Below are 19391 nucleotides of genomic sequence, written 5' to 3' on the forward strand. Positions count from 1 at the left end.
GTTGTTATTTTTAAAAACACTATACACGTCTTTGTGTATAAAAACCTTTTGCATCAAAGGTTTGATAAGATTCGTCAAGCACTACATTGTGCCTGTTCAGTTTGTCAAGACTTATCAAAATGTTGATTTATCAATTTGTGTAACAAAGGGAGTAAAAGAGGTGCTAGTACGAAATAAAAAACGAAATTCCCAATTGCATGCAACGTATCAAAGGGGATTCCTGCTAGATAATAAGCAAGAAAATAAGTTGAACCGTAAAGCGGTATCTGACAAAGAGAGATGATAAACCCGTATAGCAATCCTGTAAATCCGGCATAAAGGGCCATCACAAACAAGGAGAGCTTTGAAAAGAGAGGACGCATAAATATACTGGTTACGACGACAATCGCACAGTATGCAATGATTTGTGGCAAAGTCCAAATTCCAATTCCTAGGACCATATTTGACAAAATCATCACAATTATCGCAAGTAACAAACCATATCGAAGTCCCATAAGAATTGTCATAAGAATGACAATTGTTGTCACAGGCTGTACATTAGGTATGAACGATAAAGCAATCCGTCCAGCAACAGACAAGGCAGCTAAGATAGCTAGTAGCGTAATACCTTTCACACTGGATAATGGTGCTTTTTGCATTTGATAATTAGGAAGCATGTAAATCCCACTTTACGACATCGCCATCTTTTACTTTGAGATCCTTTGCTCCTGTAACCGCAGGTGCACCGTTCACTTCGTAAAGCCAATACTTTTTCTCTGCTGGATTTTGTTTTACATCTTCAATCGACGTAATAAATCCATTATCGTCTTCCACTTTAAAATTGGTTTTCATCAACTCATACAAGGTTTGATCCCCTTTGAATTGAATCGTTTTTTCAGCAACTTTGGTTTTACCCTGATCAGTTGAAACCTCCACAACGATCTTGTTTTCAACCTTTTCTTCTGCTGCTGTGTTTTGTGCTACTTCATTTTTTGAACAACCTATTACACTTACCATTGCAAGTGCAACAAGTAAGGCGATTTGACAAACCTTTTTTAACATATTCGCTCCTTTCTCCATTAAAAAAGTCTAGCGAGGCGGGAAACATCACTAGACATGGACTAACCACCTTCGCCTCGAAATGGTTAGCCTTTCAATAGTTTTTAGGTAAAAGACCTGACTTAAGACTAAAAAACAGTCTATCACAGTGGCGGGACCGCGTTGGATTTACACCAAACTTCCATCACCTAAAACTATAAATTTATTTAAGTAAATGAGGTGTGACCCATTTGAAAACATTATAGCACAAGAAATGGACTTGACAATCATACTGTTGTGACAAAATATAGTTGTATTCTTCCATATTTTAAGATAGCTGACGTAAAATTCCCCGAGCGATATGAACGCCACATGCCCCTGCCTGCGCGAGTCCACGTGTTAAACCTGCTCCATCACCACCAGCGTATAAACCAATAATTTCCGTTTCAAAGTGAAGGTTCAAATGTGGGCGTGCTGAATAGAATTTCGCTTCTACTCCATAAAACAGGGTGTGTTCGCTGGCAATACCTGGCGTAACATGATCAAGTGCCTCCACCATTTCAATTAAGCTTTTCATCGTATTATAAGGTAATACTAAGCCGAGATCACCTGGCACAGCTTCTTTTAACGTTGGTTCAATAAATCCCTCTTTCAGTCGCTTATCTGTGGAACGACGACCGCGTTTTATATCACCAAAGCGTTGTACAATCACCGAGCCGTTGGATAGATCATTAGCACGTCGTGATACCTCTTTAGCGTATTCGTTCGGCTTATCAAATGGCTCAGTAAATACATGAGACACAAGCAAGGCAAAGTTCGTGTTAGGCGAACCAAGCTTCTCATCTTTATATGCGTGACCATTAGCCGCCATAACACCGCTGTGATTCTCTACGACAACATGACCGCTTGGATTGGAACAAAAACTACGCACAATTTGATCCGTAGAAGACTTAAATAAAAATTTCCCTTCATACAGATGCTTATTGATTTCCTCCATCACCACGTTGGTGGTTTCTACGCGAACTCCCACATCTACTTGATTGTTAATCAACCGTAAGCCCTGTTTTTTCAATATCTCGCCAAACCATTGTGAACCGTCTCGGCCAGGAGTAATAACTATTTTATTTGCCCGATACTCCTGACCCTTTTTACAGGTAATCCCGCGAATTTCTTTCCCATTGTCTGTTTTCTCAACAATGATATCTTCCACTTCCTGTTTGAAGATCATCTTCATTTGTGGTTCTAGCTCTTCGTAGATCCTCTTCAAAATTTCTAAATTTTGCTCTGTGCCTAAATGACGAACATTAGCACGTAATAGTTTAAGTCCAACTGCTTGCCCCTTACGTTCTATATCACGGACCGCATCCGTAGTTGGATCAGTAATATGGGGCGTTGCTCCGTGTTTTAAGTTTATTTCATCCACATATTTTATCAGTTCGAGTACTTCAGAAGGTGCTAAATAATCAGTCATCCAGCCGCCAAATTCTGTCGTGATGTTGAATTTTCCATCTGAATAAGCCCCTGCTCCCCCAAATCCATTGGTAATAGAGCAAGCTGGTAAGCAACCACTATAATCCTTTCGACCTGCTGGAGGCGGACATTTACTGATTTTTTTCTCAAGGATGGGACAGCGACGTGAGTAAATATTGTGTCCTTTTTCAATCAACAGGATCTGTAAATCTGGTTTTTTATGAATCAATTCATACGCCGTAAAAATTCCTGCTGGACCAGCTCCGACAATGATAACATCATAATTCATAGAAGTTGCCCCCTTGAAAATGTTAGGAAATTACAAACCCTATTGATTATAACATCACTTTTTGAATAATCAAGATTAATTCCGAACGTTTTTTATATAAACATGATTTTTATTCGTGTTATTACCTTGCATCCTTCTTTGCAAAACGCAGGATTAAACGATATTCCACTCATATCCTTTCATTTCTAGATTGATAAATAAGACAGAAAATTAGTACAATGTTTAAAATGACGAAAAAGGAGAGAGCCTGTTCGTGCAAGCTGAACAAATCCTTACCTTATACAAGATATGCTGGAAACGTGGCGACACACCTATTCTCAAAGAGATAAGCTGGGACATTCATTCTAAAGAGCATTGGTGTCTACTAGGTTTAAATGGATCAGGTAAATCTACCATCCTACAACTCCTAAACGGCTATCTTTGGCCTACGTCTGGAGAAATTGAGGTTCTTGGAAAAAAATTTGGTACCTATGACTTGCGGCAGTTACGTAAAGAAATTGGTCTTGTTAGTAGTTCTCTGCAACAACAGCTACGAGGAAGTGATACCGCCATAGATATTGTATTATCCGGTAAGCACGCTTCTCTAAGCCTATACGAACCGACGATTCAAGATGAAGTAGAGCAGGCAAAGGCCTTATTAGAACAATTTGGTTGTACTCATTTACAGCACCGTACCTATCAGGTTTTGTCACAGGGTGAACGACAACGTATTTTATTAGCCCGTGCCCTAATGGCATCCCCGCGGTTGTTGATTTTAGATGAACCTACAACAGGTCTTGATTTCATAGCTCGCGAACAATTATTACAATACGTTGATACACTTGCTAAACAACCTAATGCCCCTACCATTATCTACGTTACCCATCATATTGAAGAGATCTTACCTTGTTTCACGCATACGCTCTTGCTCAAAGATGGGAGCATTTTTGATTCTGGTCGGACTAATGACATGCTTGTTCCCGAGCTTTTATCCCGTTTTTTCGGAATTCCGGTTCAGCTTGAACACATTATGGGTCGACATTGGTTGTTTTGCCAAGAACCTGTTGGCAAGCGTCTTTGAGGGGTCTCTATCTACATATAGGAAAAACTTATGGGAAAAAGAAAAAAGGAGCTCCCTATAAGTGAGCATGATTGGGGGCTATTCCGACATTGATCTTCGCATTATCGTCAAAGATGAGTTTTTTGAAGAGTATCGGGCAAACAAGAAGCAACGAGCGAAAAACTGGGGGAACGTTTTATTTTATGAGGATGACCCGTTAGCAAATTACAGTGTTGCACATTTTTCTTCTTTTATAAAGGTGGACTCCTTTTATTATCAAACAGAAGAAATGCAGCCCTCCATCTGGTTACAAAATATACGAATTACACATGATACGGATGGAATGATGACGAACATTCTGGAGCAGTCCATGCAATTATTATATACACCGACCACCGAAGACATTGAAATATCGCGATCCAAGTTTTTTGCTTATGTTCACGAAACTTACCGCAGGGTAATGAGAGAAGAAATGTACTATGCCCTACAATGCGTCGACACCTTGCGTTTCTTAGTAGCGGCAGCATGGCTTATGGAGGCAGGAATACAGCCGAATACTCTTGGTGATTGAAAAAAAACGGAAGGAAGCAGTAGTAACTTGCAAAACTGGCAACTAACTCTTCTTGCAAACTGGGACTGTAGTAGAGATTCAGTTAAAATCCTCCCTGTGTTACATTGCATCATCGTAGAATATAAGAAGGTCCACAATAATCTATGCCGAGAATATCATATAGCTGAGAATCCTGAATGGGTCGATGGAATTTTTGATATGGTTCTATAGCAATTTCAAATATAGGGGGTAGCCATTTGCTGCTCTTCTTTGCTTTGGTAGGAGGAACGCTTTTTGTATTCGTTTGTTTATCTCTAAAAAAATTCTTTGAAAGCTGGTTAAACGATACCCCTCAATCAAAGAATAACTACTGATGTGGAAAAAAGCATTGAACCACAGGGTGAAGCTTGTTACAATGAATCGTTGTGACAACTTCATACACTCTTCGCGGTTCGAGATCTCCCGCGTTATCAAAACTAGGAGGATACATGTTTAATTTATGGTTTGGGATTGGCTTTGTACTGGTCAATTTTGTATTATTCTTAGTATGCTATCGTTTTTTTGGCAAAGTAGGCTTGTATGCTTGGATTGGATTTGCCACCGTGCTCGCCAACATTCAAGTGGTGAAGATCGTCGAGCTGTTTGGTTTTGCCATGACGCTTGGAAATACGATGTATGCTACCATTTATCTATGTAGTGACCTACTCAATGAGAAATATGGGCAAGAGCAGGCAAAAAAAGCCGTCTGGTTTGGCTTCTTTACGCTAATCACCACAACCATTATCATGCAGATGGCTTTGAAATTTGTGCCCCATCCAGACGAACTGACGAAACAAGATGCGTTAGCTATGATCTTTGGTCTCTTACCACGTCTGGCAATCGCTAGTTTAACATCATACTTTATTAGCCAGTTTTTAGATGTGCGTATTTATACTTTTTTAAAGAAGATATGTCCGAAACGAAATCAATTGTGGATTCGAAATAACGGAAGTACTTTAATTAGCCAATTAGTTGATACCGTAATCTTCTGCACCATTGCTTTCCTAGGGGAACTGCCTATGAATATTTGGTTTCACATTTTAATCACGACTTATCTGATTAAATTTGTGGTTTCGGCAGCTTCTACACCGATTTTATATATAGCACGAAACTTTACATTTACAAAAGAAGGATAGGTTTTTTTACTAGCTATCCTTTCAAAATAAGAGGTCCGTTTGTACATGAGAATTCATGTGCAAGCGGACTTTTTTATTCGCCAACAAAATGATATAATATTCCGATAAGTAAGGAGGTACTGCTATGCTGGGTTTTTATAATCATTTATCTTCAGAAGTATATGATTTGGATAAACCAATTGGTCGTTCTTTTGGTGATGTAGAATTTTATAAGGAAAGGTTACTCTCAAATAAAGGAAAAATCCTTGAACCAGCTGTAGGTACAGGTCGGATACTTATTCCACTATTGGAAAGTGGCCTACACGTAGATGGTTACGATAGCTCCCCAGAAATGCTTCGAATCTGCCAGAATCACTGTCAAAAAAGAGGCTTATCTCCTACCCTTTTTGAAGCCAATATGGAAACCTATTTATCACCTACTTCGTATCAAACGATTATCGTACCTACTGGCACATTTTTGTTGCTTTATGAGAGAGAATCCTCCATCAGAGCCTTACAGAATTTCTATCATAATTTGGAGAACGGCGGGAAATTAATCGTAGATCTATTTTTACAAACAGAGTTTACCTTTGGTACAACCTCAACAAGGACGTGGACATGTGACAATGCTGATGTAATCACGTATCAAGATACCTTAGTTGAAGTAGATCATATTAATCAATATAGCATTTCTTATGGCAGGTATGAGAAATGGCGAAAAGGTACTCTGATAGAAACAGAGCTAGAACGTTTTCCCCTACGTTGGTATGGTGTAGAAGAATTTAGATTGATTCTTGAGAAAATTGGATTTGATCAAATTATCATTTCTGCTGATTATCAGTTTGGTGTATATCCAACAAAAACAACAAAAATGATTACCTTTGAAGCGATTGCTAACAAAGCATGATAGGGTGGCCTTTAGTATTGGGATTGGAAGGTTCGGGATTCTGCTGATAAAGTGGATATTTATTATGTGACCGTTGTACGTTATAAAGACAACACATGTAAAAAAGTTATAGATGTGCAATACTATGAAGCTGATAGAGTTAGTTATAAATAAAAATTAATTATAGGAGGGAAAGAGAGGCGACCGTCCGAATCCCCTAAATTCGGACATTTCTTTGTTTTGATTCATCCCCATTGCATCACTAACTTTCCATTGTGTTTTCAATATCAAAATCAAAATAAGCTCATCAGCTAACATTTTATCCGCAGTTGTGTCCCCCTTCGTATTTGCATTCCAAAAGTTTTTTTCCATACAGTTCATAACCACATTCCCTTCAATACCAGCCCACCGATAGGTCCCCCGTCAGGGGGGCTACTAAGAAACTTATTATTAAAATAGAAACTTCTTAAAACATGCTAAAAAAGGAGCGAACGGAAAAACAAAAAAGTATGCGGCACGAAGAAAATGTTCTGGTGGAACTAACTCTTCTACAGAAACTGATACACGTTTATCACGAGGATTTTTTCATGCCCCTATCATAATAAATCTCTCCTTTTCCTCTTTTTTATCAGTGTTGACACATAAAAAGAGGAAAAGGAGAAAGTTTTCTCCACAGCCTGGAAAAAGCACTCTTTCGAGTGGTTTTTTGTGATACTGCATAAGAAGCTCTGTTTTCCACTCTCAAAACATATTGCAAATAAAGTATACCAACAGCTTCAATTGGGAATTATTTAACAATATGAATAAAATGCAATTTTATTTCAACAAATTTAGCTTTAGAGTGGAAGAGAAATTTTATATGAGTTAGTTCAAGTTTAAGCTAGCCTCTTTCTAAAGTTTTATCGAGGTATTTATTCGGAACAATATTAAATACTTCTGTAAGAATCTGATGATACTCTTCTTCATTTATGGTTCGTTTTCTTTTTTGGCCTTTTTTGGTTTCTGTAAAACTTCGTTTAGTAAGTGAAATATGCCCATCTTCAATTAATTTACAGATAATATATCCTTTGTTAAAGGGAGATTCTGGGTGCTCAACAATAATATTTTGTATAACATTTACTTTATTTGTATCTATTTCATCTAATGTAAATGCATATCCAGTGCGCCATGTATTTGTAGGTTCAGAATCAAGGAATTGAGCGCTCTCCCCATTTTCTCCTTTTTTCATTTCTAGTAGGTAGGTTCCTTTTTCAGTATTTTGTTTACGAATACGGTATTTTCCTGTTTGAGATGAGATGACTTCCCCGCTAAATGGGACTGGATATAAAGGAAGATGTGAGGCAAACCCCCCGTCTATAATGTATTTCTGATTATTATAATTTAAAATAATAATCACATGCCCATCATCAGGTTTCCACTTACCACCCCCTAAATCGTAGACCGTACCAGATACTCGATAGACATCAAATCCACAATCAATTAAAAAATAATATAATAAGGAATTAAGCTCGTAACATAGTCCTCCGCAATGGGTTAATAGTAATTTTTCTTGGACATTCTCTCTAGAAATTTTTTGGATATTCTTGTCCATAACGTCTAAATTTTCATAGGGTAGTACATATCCCATTTGCAGAAGAATTCCATGTAAATCTTCAAAGGTTACATCTTCTTTTGGAGATATCTGTAACCGGGAGAAAAAATTTTTTTGTAATTCGGTTAACATTGTATACCACCTTCCATTTATAGGTAAATTATCCATTGATTATATGTTACACTTTTAAAATATATAATCAAGTATAAAAAATTAAAATCGAATTTTTCGATGTTAGGTATTTTATATGGGACGGGCTATAAAAGAGGTTGGCCTGCTCGGTAAGAATGATGAAGCTCGCCTCGCTTTCCATAGAATATAGCTCTGGCCAAACTATGTCTTGCTTCACCTCTATTTAACTGAGTTAGAATTTTTCGACGATAGTTCTCATCATTTACGTATAAAAGCAAATAACGTGTCTTAAAAATTCGTCCAAATTCTCCAATTGCTCGCCCTAACATGGTAGGTTTTCCATTTTGTTGTAATGCTTGGATAAGATGAGTTGCATTGACTTTATTTAGTGTAAGAGAACCAGCAATATGTTAGCGGACATTTGAAACAATACTGAAGGTAGGTTAACACATGGCTATTCGTAAAGAAGAATTGTATCGATTGATAGACCATCTTGATCAACAAGATGAAAAAGCAGCATTTGATTTTTTAGAATTTCTTGTTCAACGCTCAAAAAAGAAACCTAAAGATTGGGAAAAAATTGATATGGTGGATCCGGATCATGAACCATTGTCTACACAAGAATTAGAACAGTTAAATAGTGAAGAAGGTATGTATCAGGGGAGGATGCAAAACGAGAATTCGGACTACAAATTGATTTACCATAAATCCGCGGTGAAATTTATTGCAAAGCAAGAAAAAGGAATACAAAAAAAGAATTGCTGATGGACTGAAAGGACTCCTAGAAATCCCTCCTGAAGCGGTGAGGTGGGAAAGGTTCCTCATGCGCCCTCTGGGTTAAAAGAGATGCAGGATACGCCGCCCTGCCATTTAACCAACGAAAAAGGGACCCTCGTTTTGAGGGTCTTTTTGCCTTTTCTATGGCTGTTGTTGAATCTTGTACGGGCCGTTTTTCAAGTCGTAAAAGCTGGAAAGATACAGGTATCCAGTAGGATCGAGCTTAATTGCCAGCAACAGATCCGGCGTAACGCATTTGATTTAACTCTACGCTGTCCGGCTCTGTGGGATTCTGGCCAACATAATCCGGGTTAGCAATGATGTCCGGGATCAGGTGATGGTAGGCCTCAAAGTTCCCCTTATGCTTTTTCTTCACATGCTTGATAAAGCCAGAATACATCCAAACTTCCGTGGATGGGAGGTTGGTGCCAAGCAATGCGTTGATCGTGCCAACGTCCAAGACGCCGACAATTTGCCTTCGATTTGTATTTTGATTAACGGTGTACACGTTTTTCCTCCCTACCACCTGTTGAATTTTTCTACATTACCTATAGAGGTACCGCCAACATTTTGACGAAAACTCCCCCCCATACTGAGTGAACGAAAAAAGGACCGGAATAACTCATCCGGTCCCTGTTCTTAGGAGGGTCTACGGCATTTATCTGTGCATTTATCTGTGCATTTCGCTCTCCAGACACTATTGCACCCCCAATGACATTCTATTCGGGAGGGTAAAGTGCCCGGTGCGCTCATTATGGGTAAGCTTGGCTCCTATGCTCGCCAGAACAAAGTTGCCAAAGCACTTCGAGAGATGGGACGAATTGAAAAGACAATCTTTATCCTATATTACATCTCAAGCGAATCGATGCAGCGCCGTATCCAACGGGGGTTAAACAAAGGAGAAGCAATGAATGCACTGGCACGAGCCATTTTCTTCAGGAAACATAGGGAACTCAGAGAACGTACTTTGCAGGATCAGTTGCAGCGAGCAAGTGCTTTGAACATCCTAATGCAATTAGTATTTGGAATACGGTTTATTTAGGCAAAGCTACGGACCTACTCCGAAGTAAAAGAGCGTTACGAGAGGATTTATTAAAGAATATGTCTCCATTAGGATGGGAACATATCAACTTTCTTGACGAGTACCGTTTTGACTCAAAAGGAGTTACCACCTTAGAATCATTGAGGCCATTGAACCAAGAATAGATAGCAATAAAGCCGGTTACACCTTAGAGTGGTGAAAACCGGCTAACTTTATGGCCAAAGCTCCTTAGCGTTGTAAATTCGCGTTTTATGGTAAATGGTATTTATGTTAAATCTTTTGTTTTACATGTAATTACAAATCCTAATCCACCCCAGGTATTTCTTACTTCTGGAATGCCTCCAGCTTCTTTACAATCTTGTGATTGCACTTCTGCAAACTTGTAGTTTCTAATATGTAGAAGGCTCAACAAAACAAAGCAACCAATAACTAAGATTATAATCAACAGGGGGTAGAACATTTTTTTCCTCTTACTGATTATTGTGGAATTTTGCATTTTACATCAAATCCAATACCAGGAAAAGTATTTTTTACTTCTGGAACTCCCCCTGCATCTTTACAATCTTGAGCACGTCGTTCGGCCATTTCAGAATTTCTTTCATGAACGGTATAGACAGTATAAGTGGTAGCTCCTGCTGTTACTATCGCTGCAATGGCCCAGATTACAGGAAGAATACCTTTTTGATCTTTAGTAATATTGATTGGTATAGCTCCGTGATCGGCTGCTGAAATGGTTGCAGGACTTAATACTAGGGAAGAAGATAAAATCGATAGTGACAAGATGACAGAAAGGAAGATGGAATTACCTTTAAACATTTTTAAATCCTCCTAACACTGTTATAATATTTTATACATAAGAGACTTATTCTAGAGTTATATGGTAATCCCTTCCGATTATTACAAATATTTATTTCCGGTGGATTTTTATTGATTTAATGACACCTTGTACCCCTCCTTACAGCTATGATCTTTAATGTTTCATCATCATCCTGATTAGATAATTCCATGGGATTTTTCAGTTGGCCAAGCCAAATAAGCCTTTCCCTATTTTTAGAAGGCTTATTTGTAAGAGCGACCACTATGTTGTTGTCAAAGACGCAAGCATCCATTCCCGTTTCAATCCGCACTCCTACGTCCAATCGCTCCACTTCGTGAACGCATCTCTGACTTTGACGATCCCTGAAGTTAGAATCTTACTTTCCAAATCCCCTTTTTCAGCTTTTGCCATTGTGCTGGAAACGCCCTGTTGCTTTTCACCAGAAAAGACCGCGTAGCTCCCTATTCCAATCACAAGTGCCCCGGTAAGTAGCAATGTCCACCATTTTTTTCGCATATCATATACCTCCCTACTTGTTTCTTGTGGTCATTTATACCTCTTCCCTTTTTTATTCATCGAATGATTTTTCATCTCCATTTTCTTGTCAGTTTCATTACAGTTTAGGAATTAGGACACTAAGTGACCTCATATTTTTCACGATCGATATTACTTTTTTTGTGTAATCCGCATCCTGTAGGATCGTTTTATATCCCAATAACAAAAATAAGATGACAAGTAAAAAACCCCACTTTTTCATCCACAGCTTCCCCCTTCATCCGTAGGATAGGGAAAACTGTTTTTAAAAAAAGTAGGGTAAATATAAAATTTTTCTTACATTATTGACTTGGACTTTCTATATTGTTCTTATGGTCAGACTTCTGTGGTAAACGCACTTCAAAACGTGTATGAATCAAATTACTTTGAACTGAAATCGTTCCATTATGCTGCTCCACAATATTTTTCGCAATGAATAATCCCAGACCTGTACTTCCTCCCTGATGGGTTCGTGCTTGGTCACCTGTATAAAACATTTCAAATATATGTGGCAGCTCTTCTAAAGGAATACAATCTCCATAATTGACAACCTCCACTACCACATCTTCTACATCCAGATAACAGGTAATATCTACAAACTGACCATCACTTCCATAACGAATTGCATTGGTCAAAAGATTTTCAAACACTCGCGCCAGCAGTTCTCCGTCCCCCAAAATATTCAGATGCGGAGTTACATTCAATCTAGCTGTCAGTTGATTTTTCTCAAAAGCAGGGTATAGCTCTTCTGTTAATTGTATGAGCAGTTCACTTAGATCGATTGGTTTTTTTTCAATTGTAAGCATTCCGTAGTTCATTCTAGTTATTTCGAATAATTCATCAATCAGCTTTTCTAAACGCTGAGACTTGGTAAAAGCAATGGTCGTAAAATGTCTGACCTGTTCTGAAGTCAATTGATCGTCCTGAAGAATGAAATCTAAATAACCTAAAACAGAAGTTAGCGGAGTACGTAAATCATGAGCTAAATTCAAAACTAACTGATCCTTACTACTTTCTGCAAAATCTCCTCTTTCTACAGCTTTTTGTAATTTCTCGCTTGCCAGTTTAATATCTTTTGCAATATCTCCAAACTCATCATTGGCTGAAATATGAACCTTCCTTGTAAACTCTCCATTGGCGAGATGATGAATTCCATTTGAAATCTCTTGAAAATAAGTGGCATAAGGCTTGGTAAGGAGAAAGAAAAACAAAATGGAAAGAGGGATAAAAATAAGCAGAAAAAAGTTAATATCCCCCATATCTCTCATGAAATAACGAATCGTAGTCAATGGATTTTCAAACCTAACCTGAGAATGATAATAAAACTGAAGAGCTTTATAGAACATGTAGGTGATCGTGCCAGACAAGAGCATGCTTAGACCCAATAACAGGAGCATTTTGAAACGAAAGCTTCGTATCACTTTACCCATTGAATGAATACCCCACCCCCCAGATTGTTTTTATCAGTTTGTTTCTATTTTGATCTTCTCCAAGTTTTTTCCGTAAGGTACGAATATGAACCATGACGGTATTCCCACCTTCATAGTACGCTTCGCCCCACACCTGTTGAAAAATATTTTCGGCACTATAGACTTTCTTAGGATAACGGGCTAGTAAATACAAAATATCAAACTCTTTTGGCGTTAGCTCGATGGTTTTGCCGTAAAGACTAACGGTTCGCTCATCAGGATAAATGATTAAGCCCCCTGCCTCCACAACAGGTTTGTTCGCCGCGGCCAGTTGATTCAACTGCATAGAACGCCTGAGCTGAGCATTAATCCTAGCAACCAGTTCCATTGGGTTAAATGGTTTGGTCATATAATCATCTGCACCCATTACTAATCCTGAGATTTTATCTAAATCGGAATTTTTTGCACTTAAAAAAATAATAGGCATTTGAGACTGTTCTCGAATTAGCCTAGTTACTTCATAACCATTCATCCTTGGCATCATAATATCTAAAATCGCTAGATCAATAGAATGATTTTGGACTGCATGAATCGCTTCTTGCCCATCAGACACTTTAATATAATGGTATCCCTCTTTTTTTACATGTAACGCAATTAATTCTGCAATCTCTGTCTCATCATCAGCTATTAAAATAGTGATACGCTTCATTGTATCCACCTCTAAATAAAGTTCACATTACTGCAATTATGGCAGGTTCCAGATCGTCTATCCGCTTGGGCATTTTTTATGCTTGTTACGACCTGACCAACTGGATATTTTTAAGTGTATTGTAAGATCACTGACCTTACAGCTACTCTCATGTAAGATTTTAGCATGGAATAGATAGGATTCATATACATTCTCTTACTGACATTTATTTACATATTCTAAAATTCCCCATAAAAAATTCCCCTCCAAATAGAGTGTTTATTCCCAACATGAATTGGGATTTCACACTGTCTACTCAAAGGGGATGATATGGAAATTACGTTTCTACATTGAAATCAAATACACCCTACAACCACTCTGCCAATGAAATCTTTAAGGCTTGCACATCTTCTACTTTTGTCAAACCAGTCGCTTTATCCACTATGGACGTATAGATATGTGGGATGACTTCTCTCGCTCCATTTGCGATACAAACGCGCACCGTTTCAGCCATATTTTCGACGGTGATTCCACCTGTCGGCTCAAAAATCGTAATACCTGCTTCTACAGCAGCCTTCACCATGACAGCCAACTCATCTAATCGATTATTTAACGGATAAAATTTCACGGAAGGTATACCCATGTCCGCAATTAATGCTGCCGCTGCTTCACATGAGATAGCTTCCTCATACTTTTGACTCTCAGGTCCTGTCGTCACATATACCTTACCTATGGTACCGCTTGGGGTAATAACCGCATTGACGACTGTATTTGTCGCACCTTCCCCCTCCAATAGTCCAATCGTATAACCTGCTGCTGGAAATACTTGATTCACATGCGGTGGGATGGTGAGCTTGGCCACGTCAGCTACTTTTTTCCACTGGGTGGGGTCAGCCGCCCCTAAGCCTACTGATACTGGAATACCTGCTCTTTGATACTCCTCTACCTTTTCGACCGCCAGTTCGACACTTGGAAATGATTTTACCATAATGCCAACTAATACCTGTCCGTTTAGTATCTCCATGATATCTTTTGCATTCTCAGGATCTCTTGCTAATAAATTGACGCGTACTTTTACATTGCTACTCATCATTGTCCTCCTTTTATGCTTGCCAAATCTCACGTAGACGTAGAGCAATCTGATTTTCTTGTTGGGGAAGCAAGGGTCTCGGATCGATATTGATGATTCCTACATTGGCATAATGATCCCTGGTATAAATAGAAGGATTTCCTTCCTTCAATTTTTGTGCAAGCTCAATTGCCGTCATACCAGCTATGGCTGGATCAATGGTTAGTTGTGCCCGGTAGATTTCGCGACCTGCTTCATCTTGAACAATACGCCCTGTGACTCCTGGCAAGTCTTTTATTTGTTCCAAAAATGATTGCATTCGCTCCTTCTGCTCCTTACCCGTATCTTGCTTATTGGCATAACGTTCTAGTGCCACTACTAAACCAATCAACGCCTCTTTACCAACCTTCATCGCACGCCCTACGCCCTTGTATTGTGCATGGCACGCATCAATTAAGTGCTGTCTGCCACAGATAAAACCAGAGGTTGGTCCCTCTATGGCTTTACCACCACTGTAAATGACCAAATCCACCCCCATTTGAACATACTTGTGCAAATCTTCTTCAGCAGCTGCATCCACAATCACTGGGAGCAGATGTCGACGCCCGATCTCTAGCATGGACTGTAGAGATTGCATCCCTTTCTGTACGGCATGGTGAGATTTGATGTAAAAGAGCGCGGCCGTTTTCTCGCTAATAGCACCTTCAATATGTTCAGCCTCTACCAAATTGGCATGGCCTACCTCAATCACTTGAGCTCCCCCTAAAGCCATCATTTGTGGGACAGCTCCACCAAAATGAACAGAATGCCCCTTCTGTATAATCACTTCATTTGGAACACCTTGTAAAAATGGAATTTTCTCTAGCTTTGCCAGATCGCTTCCCGCAATAATAGCCGCTGTAGCAATTGCTATACCTGCCGAGGCCCCGAGCGTTGGGCAGCCTCCTTCTGCACCTGTTGCTTGTGCGATACGTTTCCCGACCGCAGTTAATAACTCCTGCATATCCACATAATCCATCGAGGCTTCTGAAATAGCACGAGCCACCTCGAGGTGGACAGCACTTGCACCTAGCGCCGTCATCTTTCCACTCGCATTAATGACGGCTTGAAGACCTAGCTGTTGATAGATTGACATAATTTCTTCAGCCTTTCTGTTTCTAGCGTACTTGAAAAAACTAGAGTAGTGGGAGTTTTCGTTAGGCAAATTCAAAAGCTTCCTTTTTTACGTTGGAATCGGAAAAATCCCTCCCATAATCATGGCACCAATGATTGCTCCACCTGCAATCGGTTTTTTAAACGCATAGAACAAGGCGGCACCAATTGTTGCACCAATTCCAACTGGTATAGATGCCATAATCGCTGCGATAACAATCAAAGGTCCCAAATAACGACCGGCGGCATTACCCGCACCCATCATGACATCTGCCCCAAAGGTTGAGGTGGAACCAGCTACTGTATAGCGCCGAATTAAGATAATAATTACCCCGATCAATAAACCTAGACCGGCACCTACTAACAACGCTAACGGAAATGATTCTATTGGAGCAACGATCCCTGCTCCCAGCAACATCGCAGGTACTCCAATACCAATTCCCGTTTGCAGGGCACCACCGATGTCCAAAATCCCAACTAACGGACCTTCTAAAACTCGGGCAAACAAAAAGCTAGCTCCAAATGCAGCAGCAGCACCATAGCTTCCGCCTTTGATACCTGCCTCTAGCATAGCTACGATAGCAATATCATTAAACGCCCCTACATGATGCACATAATACATATGTGTACCAGCAAATATTCCAGAGCATAAGCAAGCAACAAAGATAGGAAAGGCCCATTCAGACATCCAAAAGCCTTGTTTTTCTAACGATTGATCCATTTTATTTCACCTCTGATCCAAACAATTTGTGTAAATCAATAAGCCATTGAGGAATATCCACTTGAATACTATGCAGGAACGCTACATCGAAGCCACGGAAGAAACCACTCAATGTGTACAATAGCACTACCGCAACCACCAAGGTTTTCGTAATACGGTTCCAACCGCTATCGTCAACACCTTTACCGATTAAAATACCAAGGACAATACCAGGGACAGCATTCCCCATGATTAAGTGAGCAAATCCCCCAAGCACCGTACCCCATAAGCCGGTACGTTTACCAGCATCCATCGCAGCCATCCAGAAAACGATTGGCATGATTGGGTTAATCAGCCAGTTAGCAGCAGGCACCAATACTTTGGTCGCCACTAATTGCATGGAGGATGGAATGGAGGAAGCTGTAGAGTTTAATAGGGCAACCACGACAATACCTACAAGCGCTCCTACTAATGCCATTTTTTTCGGATTATGTAAAGTTTCAGAAACATTCCGATTTTTCCATAATAAGCCTGCTGCTGCCCAGTTTGGGATAATACGATGATCAACGTCCTGTGTCAATGCACCTGCACCTACTACAGACGCCCATGCATTAAATAAAAAGCCCAAACCGAATGAAAAGTGAGATATAGGATCTCCTTCGCATGCATTTAATTCACCAAAGGTACGAAAAGCACCCATCCCTTGCACATTGGGAGCGTGAAACATGCGAGCTGCCCCTGCTCCAACTCCAAACCCAACGAGCGCACCAATAATAATTGATTTTACAATAATAACCAAGGTGATCCCCATCTGCTACTCCCTCTTTTCCGTGCTTACGTGTTAGGATTCTTCGCAAATTTCAATAGCCCACTACCAGAAGTTGACTGTTCTGCTTCTGTAAATTCTATTTTTGATAGCTCAATTACACGTAAACGGACCAAAATGCGTACTTCAATCGAATACTTTGTTCTAGTACGTGGAAACAAAATCCCTAGAAAGCGCTCTTTATAGGTAATTTGATTTGCCTTCAAAACCTTAACATCCATTGGTTCAATTCGTAAAATAAGATCGGGAATTTCGCGAGCCATCTGGTTTTTAATCTGACCAAACACCTGTTGAAAAGCAGCTTCTTTAGAATCTCCGCTCCCACTTAACGTCAACGTGTAATCAAGCTCTTTATACATTCTCCTCTTCCTCCTACCCTTTCATTTTTTTAAACTCTTCTGTCATCCGTCTCCCTAATTCCTCGGTATCCATAAACCCAAAGCCAATCACCTTTTTTCCTTCGCGCAAAGCAGTTATTCCAGCATCTATGGAGCGTAAGCCAAATTCAATATCATAGCCATATTTCGTTTTAGCTGTAACAGCGCCTGCTCCACCGCTTCCACAAAAAGATAAGCCAAAATCGGCATTCTCCTTATGCATGTAGTCTCCTACCTTCATATCTGCTCCTACTCCTGGAATAAGGATAGGTATCCCTCCAGCCGCTTCAATACCTTTCGCAATATTTTGTCCTTTACCTAAACGATCTCCAATAACCACCTTAATTTGACCCATTACAATTCCCTCCTAATTCGTCTCTTCTAGAACAGCCTTTGCTACTTCTAAATGCACTTGTAAAAGAAAGATTTCAATTGGTTCTAGCGAAAAGTCATATTGAAGCCCATAAGCATCCAATACCTTTTGCGAGATTTGCTGTAACCGCACATCTCCTTCCTCCATTAAAGATGCATCAATGGCAGGTAATTTCTCCTGGTTTTGAACTCGTCTCATAAAGGCTAGCAGGTGAACTCCCATAGCAATCCAGCGGTCCTTGCTAATCGTCAACGGAATCTGGTTCGTCAGCTCTTGTATGGCTTCAAGCAACCTGATTAGCTCGTACGCTTCTGTATCTTGCATTGGAGATAATATAGCTACTTCCTCTACGATGCTTGTCATCATATACATTTCAATACCTTTCCTGATTTAATAGTGAGCTCTGGTTGCAAATAGCTCGATGTAGTGAGGGTAGCCTCCTCAGAATCAGTTAGCTGCAAAGACTCTTTTTTCACTCGCAACAGACTTATATCAGCTCGTGTCCCTTCTGTTAAGGTTCCAATCTCTTGTTCTTTTTGTAAGATCTTAGCAGGGTTGAGTGTGCTCATCTCTATCACTTCATCCAAAGAAACACCTAACGCTAGCAATTTACTCATCGTCATTGCCAAACTATGTACAGGACCATCTATGTTATGCCGATAAATATCTGTACTAATAGTGTACGGTTTAACCCCAACCTGTAGAGCACGTCTCATTGTGGCAAAGCTAAAACTAGATGTACCATGCCCGACATCAAAGATTACACCACGTTTTACCGCACGTTCTGCTTCTGGAAGTAAGCTACCCTCCTCTGTAAAAATACCGCCTTTTTTTCCATGAAACGCATGTGTGACAACATCCCCAGCTTCTAGTAATTCCAATACCTCGTGAAGTGCTGGAGGTGCATTTCCAATGTGAACCATCACGGGCACTTCCAGCTCTCTGGCGACCTTTTTGGCTACATGCAAGGGTTTACTTCCGTTTTCTTTTACAACAGAAGCGCTCATTCTTGCTTTGATACCGCAGATACGTGAATCACTTTTGATCAGGCGAGCTGTTTCTTCTGGTGCCAATTGAGATAAATCAGCTAATTCCGAAAGTCCTCCACATAGCCCTAATCGTGAAATATTGATCCAAGCGAGCACTTCCGTCTCACTATTCGTAACGGCTTTTTCCAAAAAAGTAGGATAGGTTTCCACACCAGCGCTCCCAGCATCCACCACTGTTGTCACACCCTGCTGCACACCAATCCGATCTGTTTGAATGCCAAGCGGAGTTTTGTCCGTAAATACATGCACATGCAGGTCTATTAGTCCAGGTGTCACGATGAATTCTTTCGCATCAATCACCCTTTCGGCAGTTGGAAGAGGCAGACTATCATTTGCTTCCCAAACCTTTTGAATCTTTCCCGTTCGAATCCCAATATGAAAGCGACCATTCCGCTTGTTAGCTGGATCTATCACATGTCCATTGCAAATAAGTAAATCGTAGTCCATTTT

22 protein-coding genes, 2 pseudogenes and 1 riboswitch are annotated in these 19391 nt (G+C 39.9%); of the genes and pseudogenes, 6 read left to right on the plus strand and 18 right to left on the minus strand.

Features of this window, described 5'->3' with window-relative positions; translation table 11 throughout:
• Positions 1-104 precede the first annotated feature (104 nt).
• The 3 genes from BrL25_RS23945 to BrL25_RS23955 all read right to left on the minus strand — a co-directional run bounded on the left by BrL25_RS23945 (position 105) and on the right by BrL25_RS23955 (position 2776).
• Positions 105-656 carry an ECF transporter S component gene (locus BrL25_RS23945; protein WP_018670678.1) on the minus strand — a complete coding sequence of 184 codons (552 nt, stop codon included), beginning with the start codon at positions 654-656 and terminating at the stop codon, positions 105-107.
• Entirely contained in the window at positions 646-1041 is a 396-nt protein-coding gene (locus tag BrL25_RS23950) for a DUF4430 domain-containing protein (RefSeq protein WP_018670677.1), read from the minus strand. Before BrL25_RS23950 ends, BrL25_RS23945 begins: the two co-directional genes overlap by 11 nt.
• A 54-nt stretch (positions 1042-1095) precedes the next feature.
• Positions 1096-1248, minus strand: a riboswitch (adenosylcobalamin (AdoCbl) riboswitch).
• Between the two features lie 97 nt (positions 1249-1345).
• Positions 1346-2776 carry an NAD(P)/FAD-dependent oxidoreductase gene (locus BrL25_RS23955; protein WP_018670676.1) on the minus strand — a complete coding sequence of 477 codons (1431 nt, stop codon included), beginning with the start codon at positions 2774-2776 and terminating at the stop codon, positions 1346-1348.
• A gap of 253 nt (positions 2777-3029) precedes the next feature.
• Between BrL25_RS23955 and BrL25_RS23960 the strand changes: the two genes are divergently transcribed.
• The 4 genes from BrL25_RS23960 (at position 3030) to BrL25_RS23980 (ending at position 6426) form a co-directional block, all read left to right on the plus strand.
• Complete coding sequence (locus BrL25_RS23960; protein ID WP_018670675.1) at positions 3030-3836, plus strand: ABC transporter ATP-binding protein; 807 nt, start codon at positions 3030-3032, stop codon at positions 3834-3836.
• Between the two features lie 61 nt (positions 3837-3897).
• The gene (locus BrL25_RS23965; protein WP_018670674.1) at positions 3898-4386 is read left to right on the plus strand and encodes a hypothetical protein; all 489 of its coding nucleotides are present in this window, start codon (positions 3898-3900) and stop codon (positions 4384-4386) included.
• Positions 4387-4853: 467 nt separating this feature from the next.
• Entirely contained in the window at positions 4854-5540 is a 687-nt protein-coding gene (locus BrL25_RS23975; protein WP_018670671.1) for a queuosine precursor transporter, read from the plus strand.
• Positions 5541-5664: 124 nt separating this feature from the next.
• Positions 5665-6426, plus strand: coding sequence for a class I SAM-dependent methyltransferase (locus tag BrL25_RS23980; RefSeq protein ID WP_018670670.1), 762 nt, complete (start codon positions 5665-5667; stop codon positions 6424-6426).
• 859 nt (positions 6427-7285) lie between these two features.
• On the opposite strand, the gene BrL25_RS23990 is transcribed toward BrL25_RS23980, so the two are convergent.
• Both BrL25_RS23990 and BrL25_RS23995 read right to left on the minus strand, forming a co-directional pair.
• Entirely contained in the window at positions 7286-8128 is an 843-nt protein-coding gene (locus BrL25_RS23990; protein WP_018670668.1) for an arylamine N-acetyltransferase family protein, read from the minus strand.
• 137 nt (positions 8129-8265) lie between these two features.
• Positions 8266-8535: pseudogene (locus tag BrL25_RS23995) on the minus strand (Tn3 family transposase); the annotation flags it as partial.
• A gap of 43 nt (positions 8536-8578) precedes the next feature.
• On the opposite strand from BrL25_RS23995, the gene BrL25_RS26630 reads away from it, so the two are divergent.
• A complete protein-coding gene (locus BrL25_RS26630) occupies positions 8579-8893 on the plus strand; it encodes a hypothetical protein (RefSeq protein WP_372486483.1) in 315 nt (104 codons plus the stop codon).
• A gap of 235 nt (positions 8894-9128) precedes the next feature.
• Here the strand turns inward: BrL25_RS26630 and BrL25_RS24010 are convergent, their stop codons facing one another.
• The gene (locus tag BrL25_RS24010) at positions 9129-9413 is read right to left on the minus strand and encodes a PBECR3 domain-containing polyvalent protein (RefSeq protein WP_018670666.1); all 285 of its coding nucleotides are present in this window, start codon (positions 9411-9413) and stop codon (positions 9129-9131) included.
• Between the two features lie 207 nt (positions 9414-9620).
• Between BrL25_RS24010 and BrL25_RS24015 the strand changes: the two are divergent.
• Positions 9621-10111: pseudogene (locus tag BrL25_RS24015) on the plus strand (Tn3 family transposase); the annotation flags it as partial.
• A 313-nt stretch (positions 10112-10424) separates the two neighbouring features.
• Here the strand turns inward: BrL25_RS24015 and BrL25_RS24025 are convergent.
• The 12 genes from BrL25_RS24025 to BrL25_RS24085 all read right to left on the minus strand — a co-directional run bounded on the left by BrL25_RS24025 (position 10425) and on the right by BrL25_RS24085 (position 19388).
• Positions 10425-10763, minus strand: a complete 339-nt coding sequence (locus BrL25_RS24025; RefSeq protein ID WP_018670663.1) for a hypothetical protein — start codon at positions 10761-10763, stop codon at positions 10425-10427.
• A 313-nt stretch (positions 10764-11076) separates the two neighbouring features.
• Positions 11077-11280, minus strand: a complete 204-nt coding sequence (locus BrL25_RS24035; RefSeq protein WP_018670661.1) for a hypothetical protein — start codon at positions 11278-11280, stop codon at positions 11077-11079.
• 320 nt (positions 11281-11600) lie between these two features.
• Positions 11601-12728, minus strand: a complete 1128-nt coding sequence (locus tag BrL25_RS24040; protein WP_018670659.1) for a sensor histidine kinase — start codon at positions 12726-12728, stop codon at positions 11601-11603.
• Entirely contained in the window at positions 12721-13416 is a 696-nt protein-coding gene (locus BrL25_RS24045; RefSeq protein ID WP_018670658.1) for a response regulator transcription factor, read from the minus strand. Before BrL25_RS24045 ends, BrL25_RS24040 begins: the two co-directional genes overlap by 8 nt.
• Before the next feature lie 346 nt (positions 13417-13762).
• Positions 13763-14485: a KDGP aldolase gene (locus BrL25_RS24050; protein WP_018670657.1), complete on the minus strand. Its 723-nt coding sequence runs from the start codon at positions 14483-14485 to the stop codon at positions 13763-13765.
• A gap of 13 nt (positions 14486-14498) precedes the next feature.
• Complete coding sequence (locus BrL25_RS24055; protein ID WP_026315074.1) at positions 14499-15599, minus strand: DgaE family pyridoxal phosphate-dependent ammonia lyase; 1101 nt, start codon at positions 15597-15599, stop codon at positions 14499-14501.
• Positions 15600-15686: 87 nt separating this feature from the next.
• On the minus strand, positions 15687-16337 hold the full coding sequence (locus BrL25_RS24060) for a DUF4310 family protein (protein ID WP_018670655.1): 651 nt from the start codon (positions 16335-16337) through the stop codon (positions 15687-15689).
• Between the two features lies 1 nt (position 16338).
• Positions 16339-17127, minus strand: coding sequence for a DUF4311 domain-containing protein (locus BrL25_RS24065; protein ID WP_018670654.1), 789 nt, complete (start codon positions 17125-17127; stop codon positions 16339-16341).
• Between the two features lie 23 nt (positions 17128-17150).
• A complete protein-coding gene (locus tag BrL25_RS24070) occupies positions 17151-17501 on the minus strand; it encodes a DUF4312 family protein (RefSeq protein WP_018670653.1) in 351 nt (116 codons plus the stop codon).
• A 13-nt stretch (positions 17502-17514) separates the two neighbouring features.
• Entirely contained in the window at positions 17515-17874 is a 360-nt protein-coding gene (locus tag BrL25_RS24075) for an SFCGS family glycine-rich protein (protein WP_018670652.1), read from the minus strand.
• 12 nt (positions 17875-17886) lie between these two features.
• Positions 17887-18264 (minus strand): PRD domain-containing protein, encoded by a 378-nt coding sequence (locus tag BrL25_RS24080; RefSeq protein WP_018670651.1) that lies wholly within the window; start codon positions 18262-18264, stop codon positions 17887-17889.
• The gene (locus BrL25_RS24085) at positions 18255-19388 is read right to left on the minus strand and encodes an amidohydrolase/deacetylase family metallohydrolase (RefSeq protein WP_018670650.1); all 1134 of its coding nucleotides are present in this window, start codon (positions 19386-19388) and stop codon (positions 18255-18257) included. The genes BrL25_RS24080 and BrL25_RS24085 overlap by 10 nt, the downstream gene beginning before the upstream one ends.
• Positions 19389-19391: the final 3 nt, after the last annotated feature.

The organism is Brevibacillus laterosporus DSM 25, from assembly GCF_002706795.1.
Taxonomy (GTDB): domain Bacteria; phylum Bacillota; class Bacilli; order Brevibacillales; family Brevibacillaceae; genus Brevibacillus_B; species Brevibacillus_B laterosporus.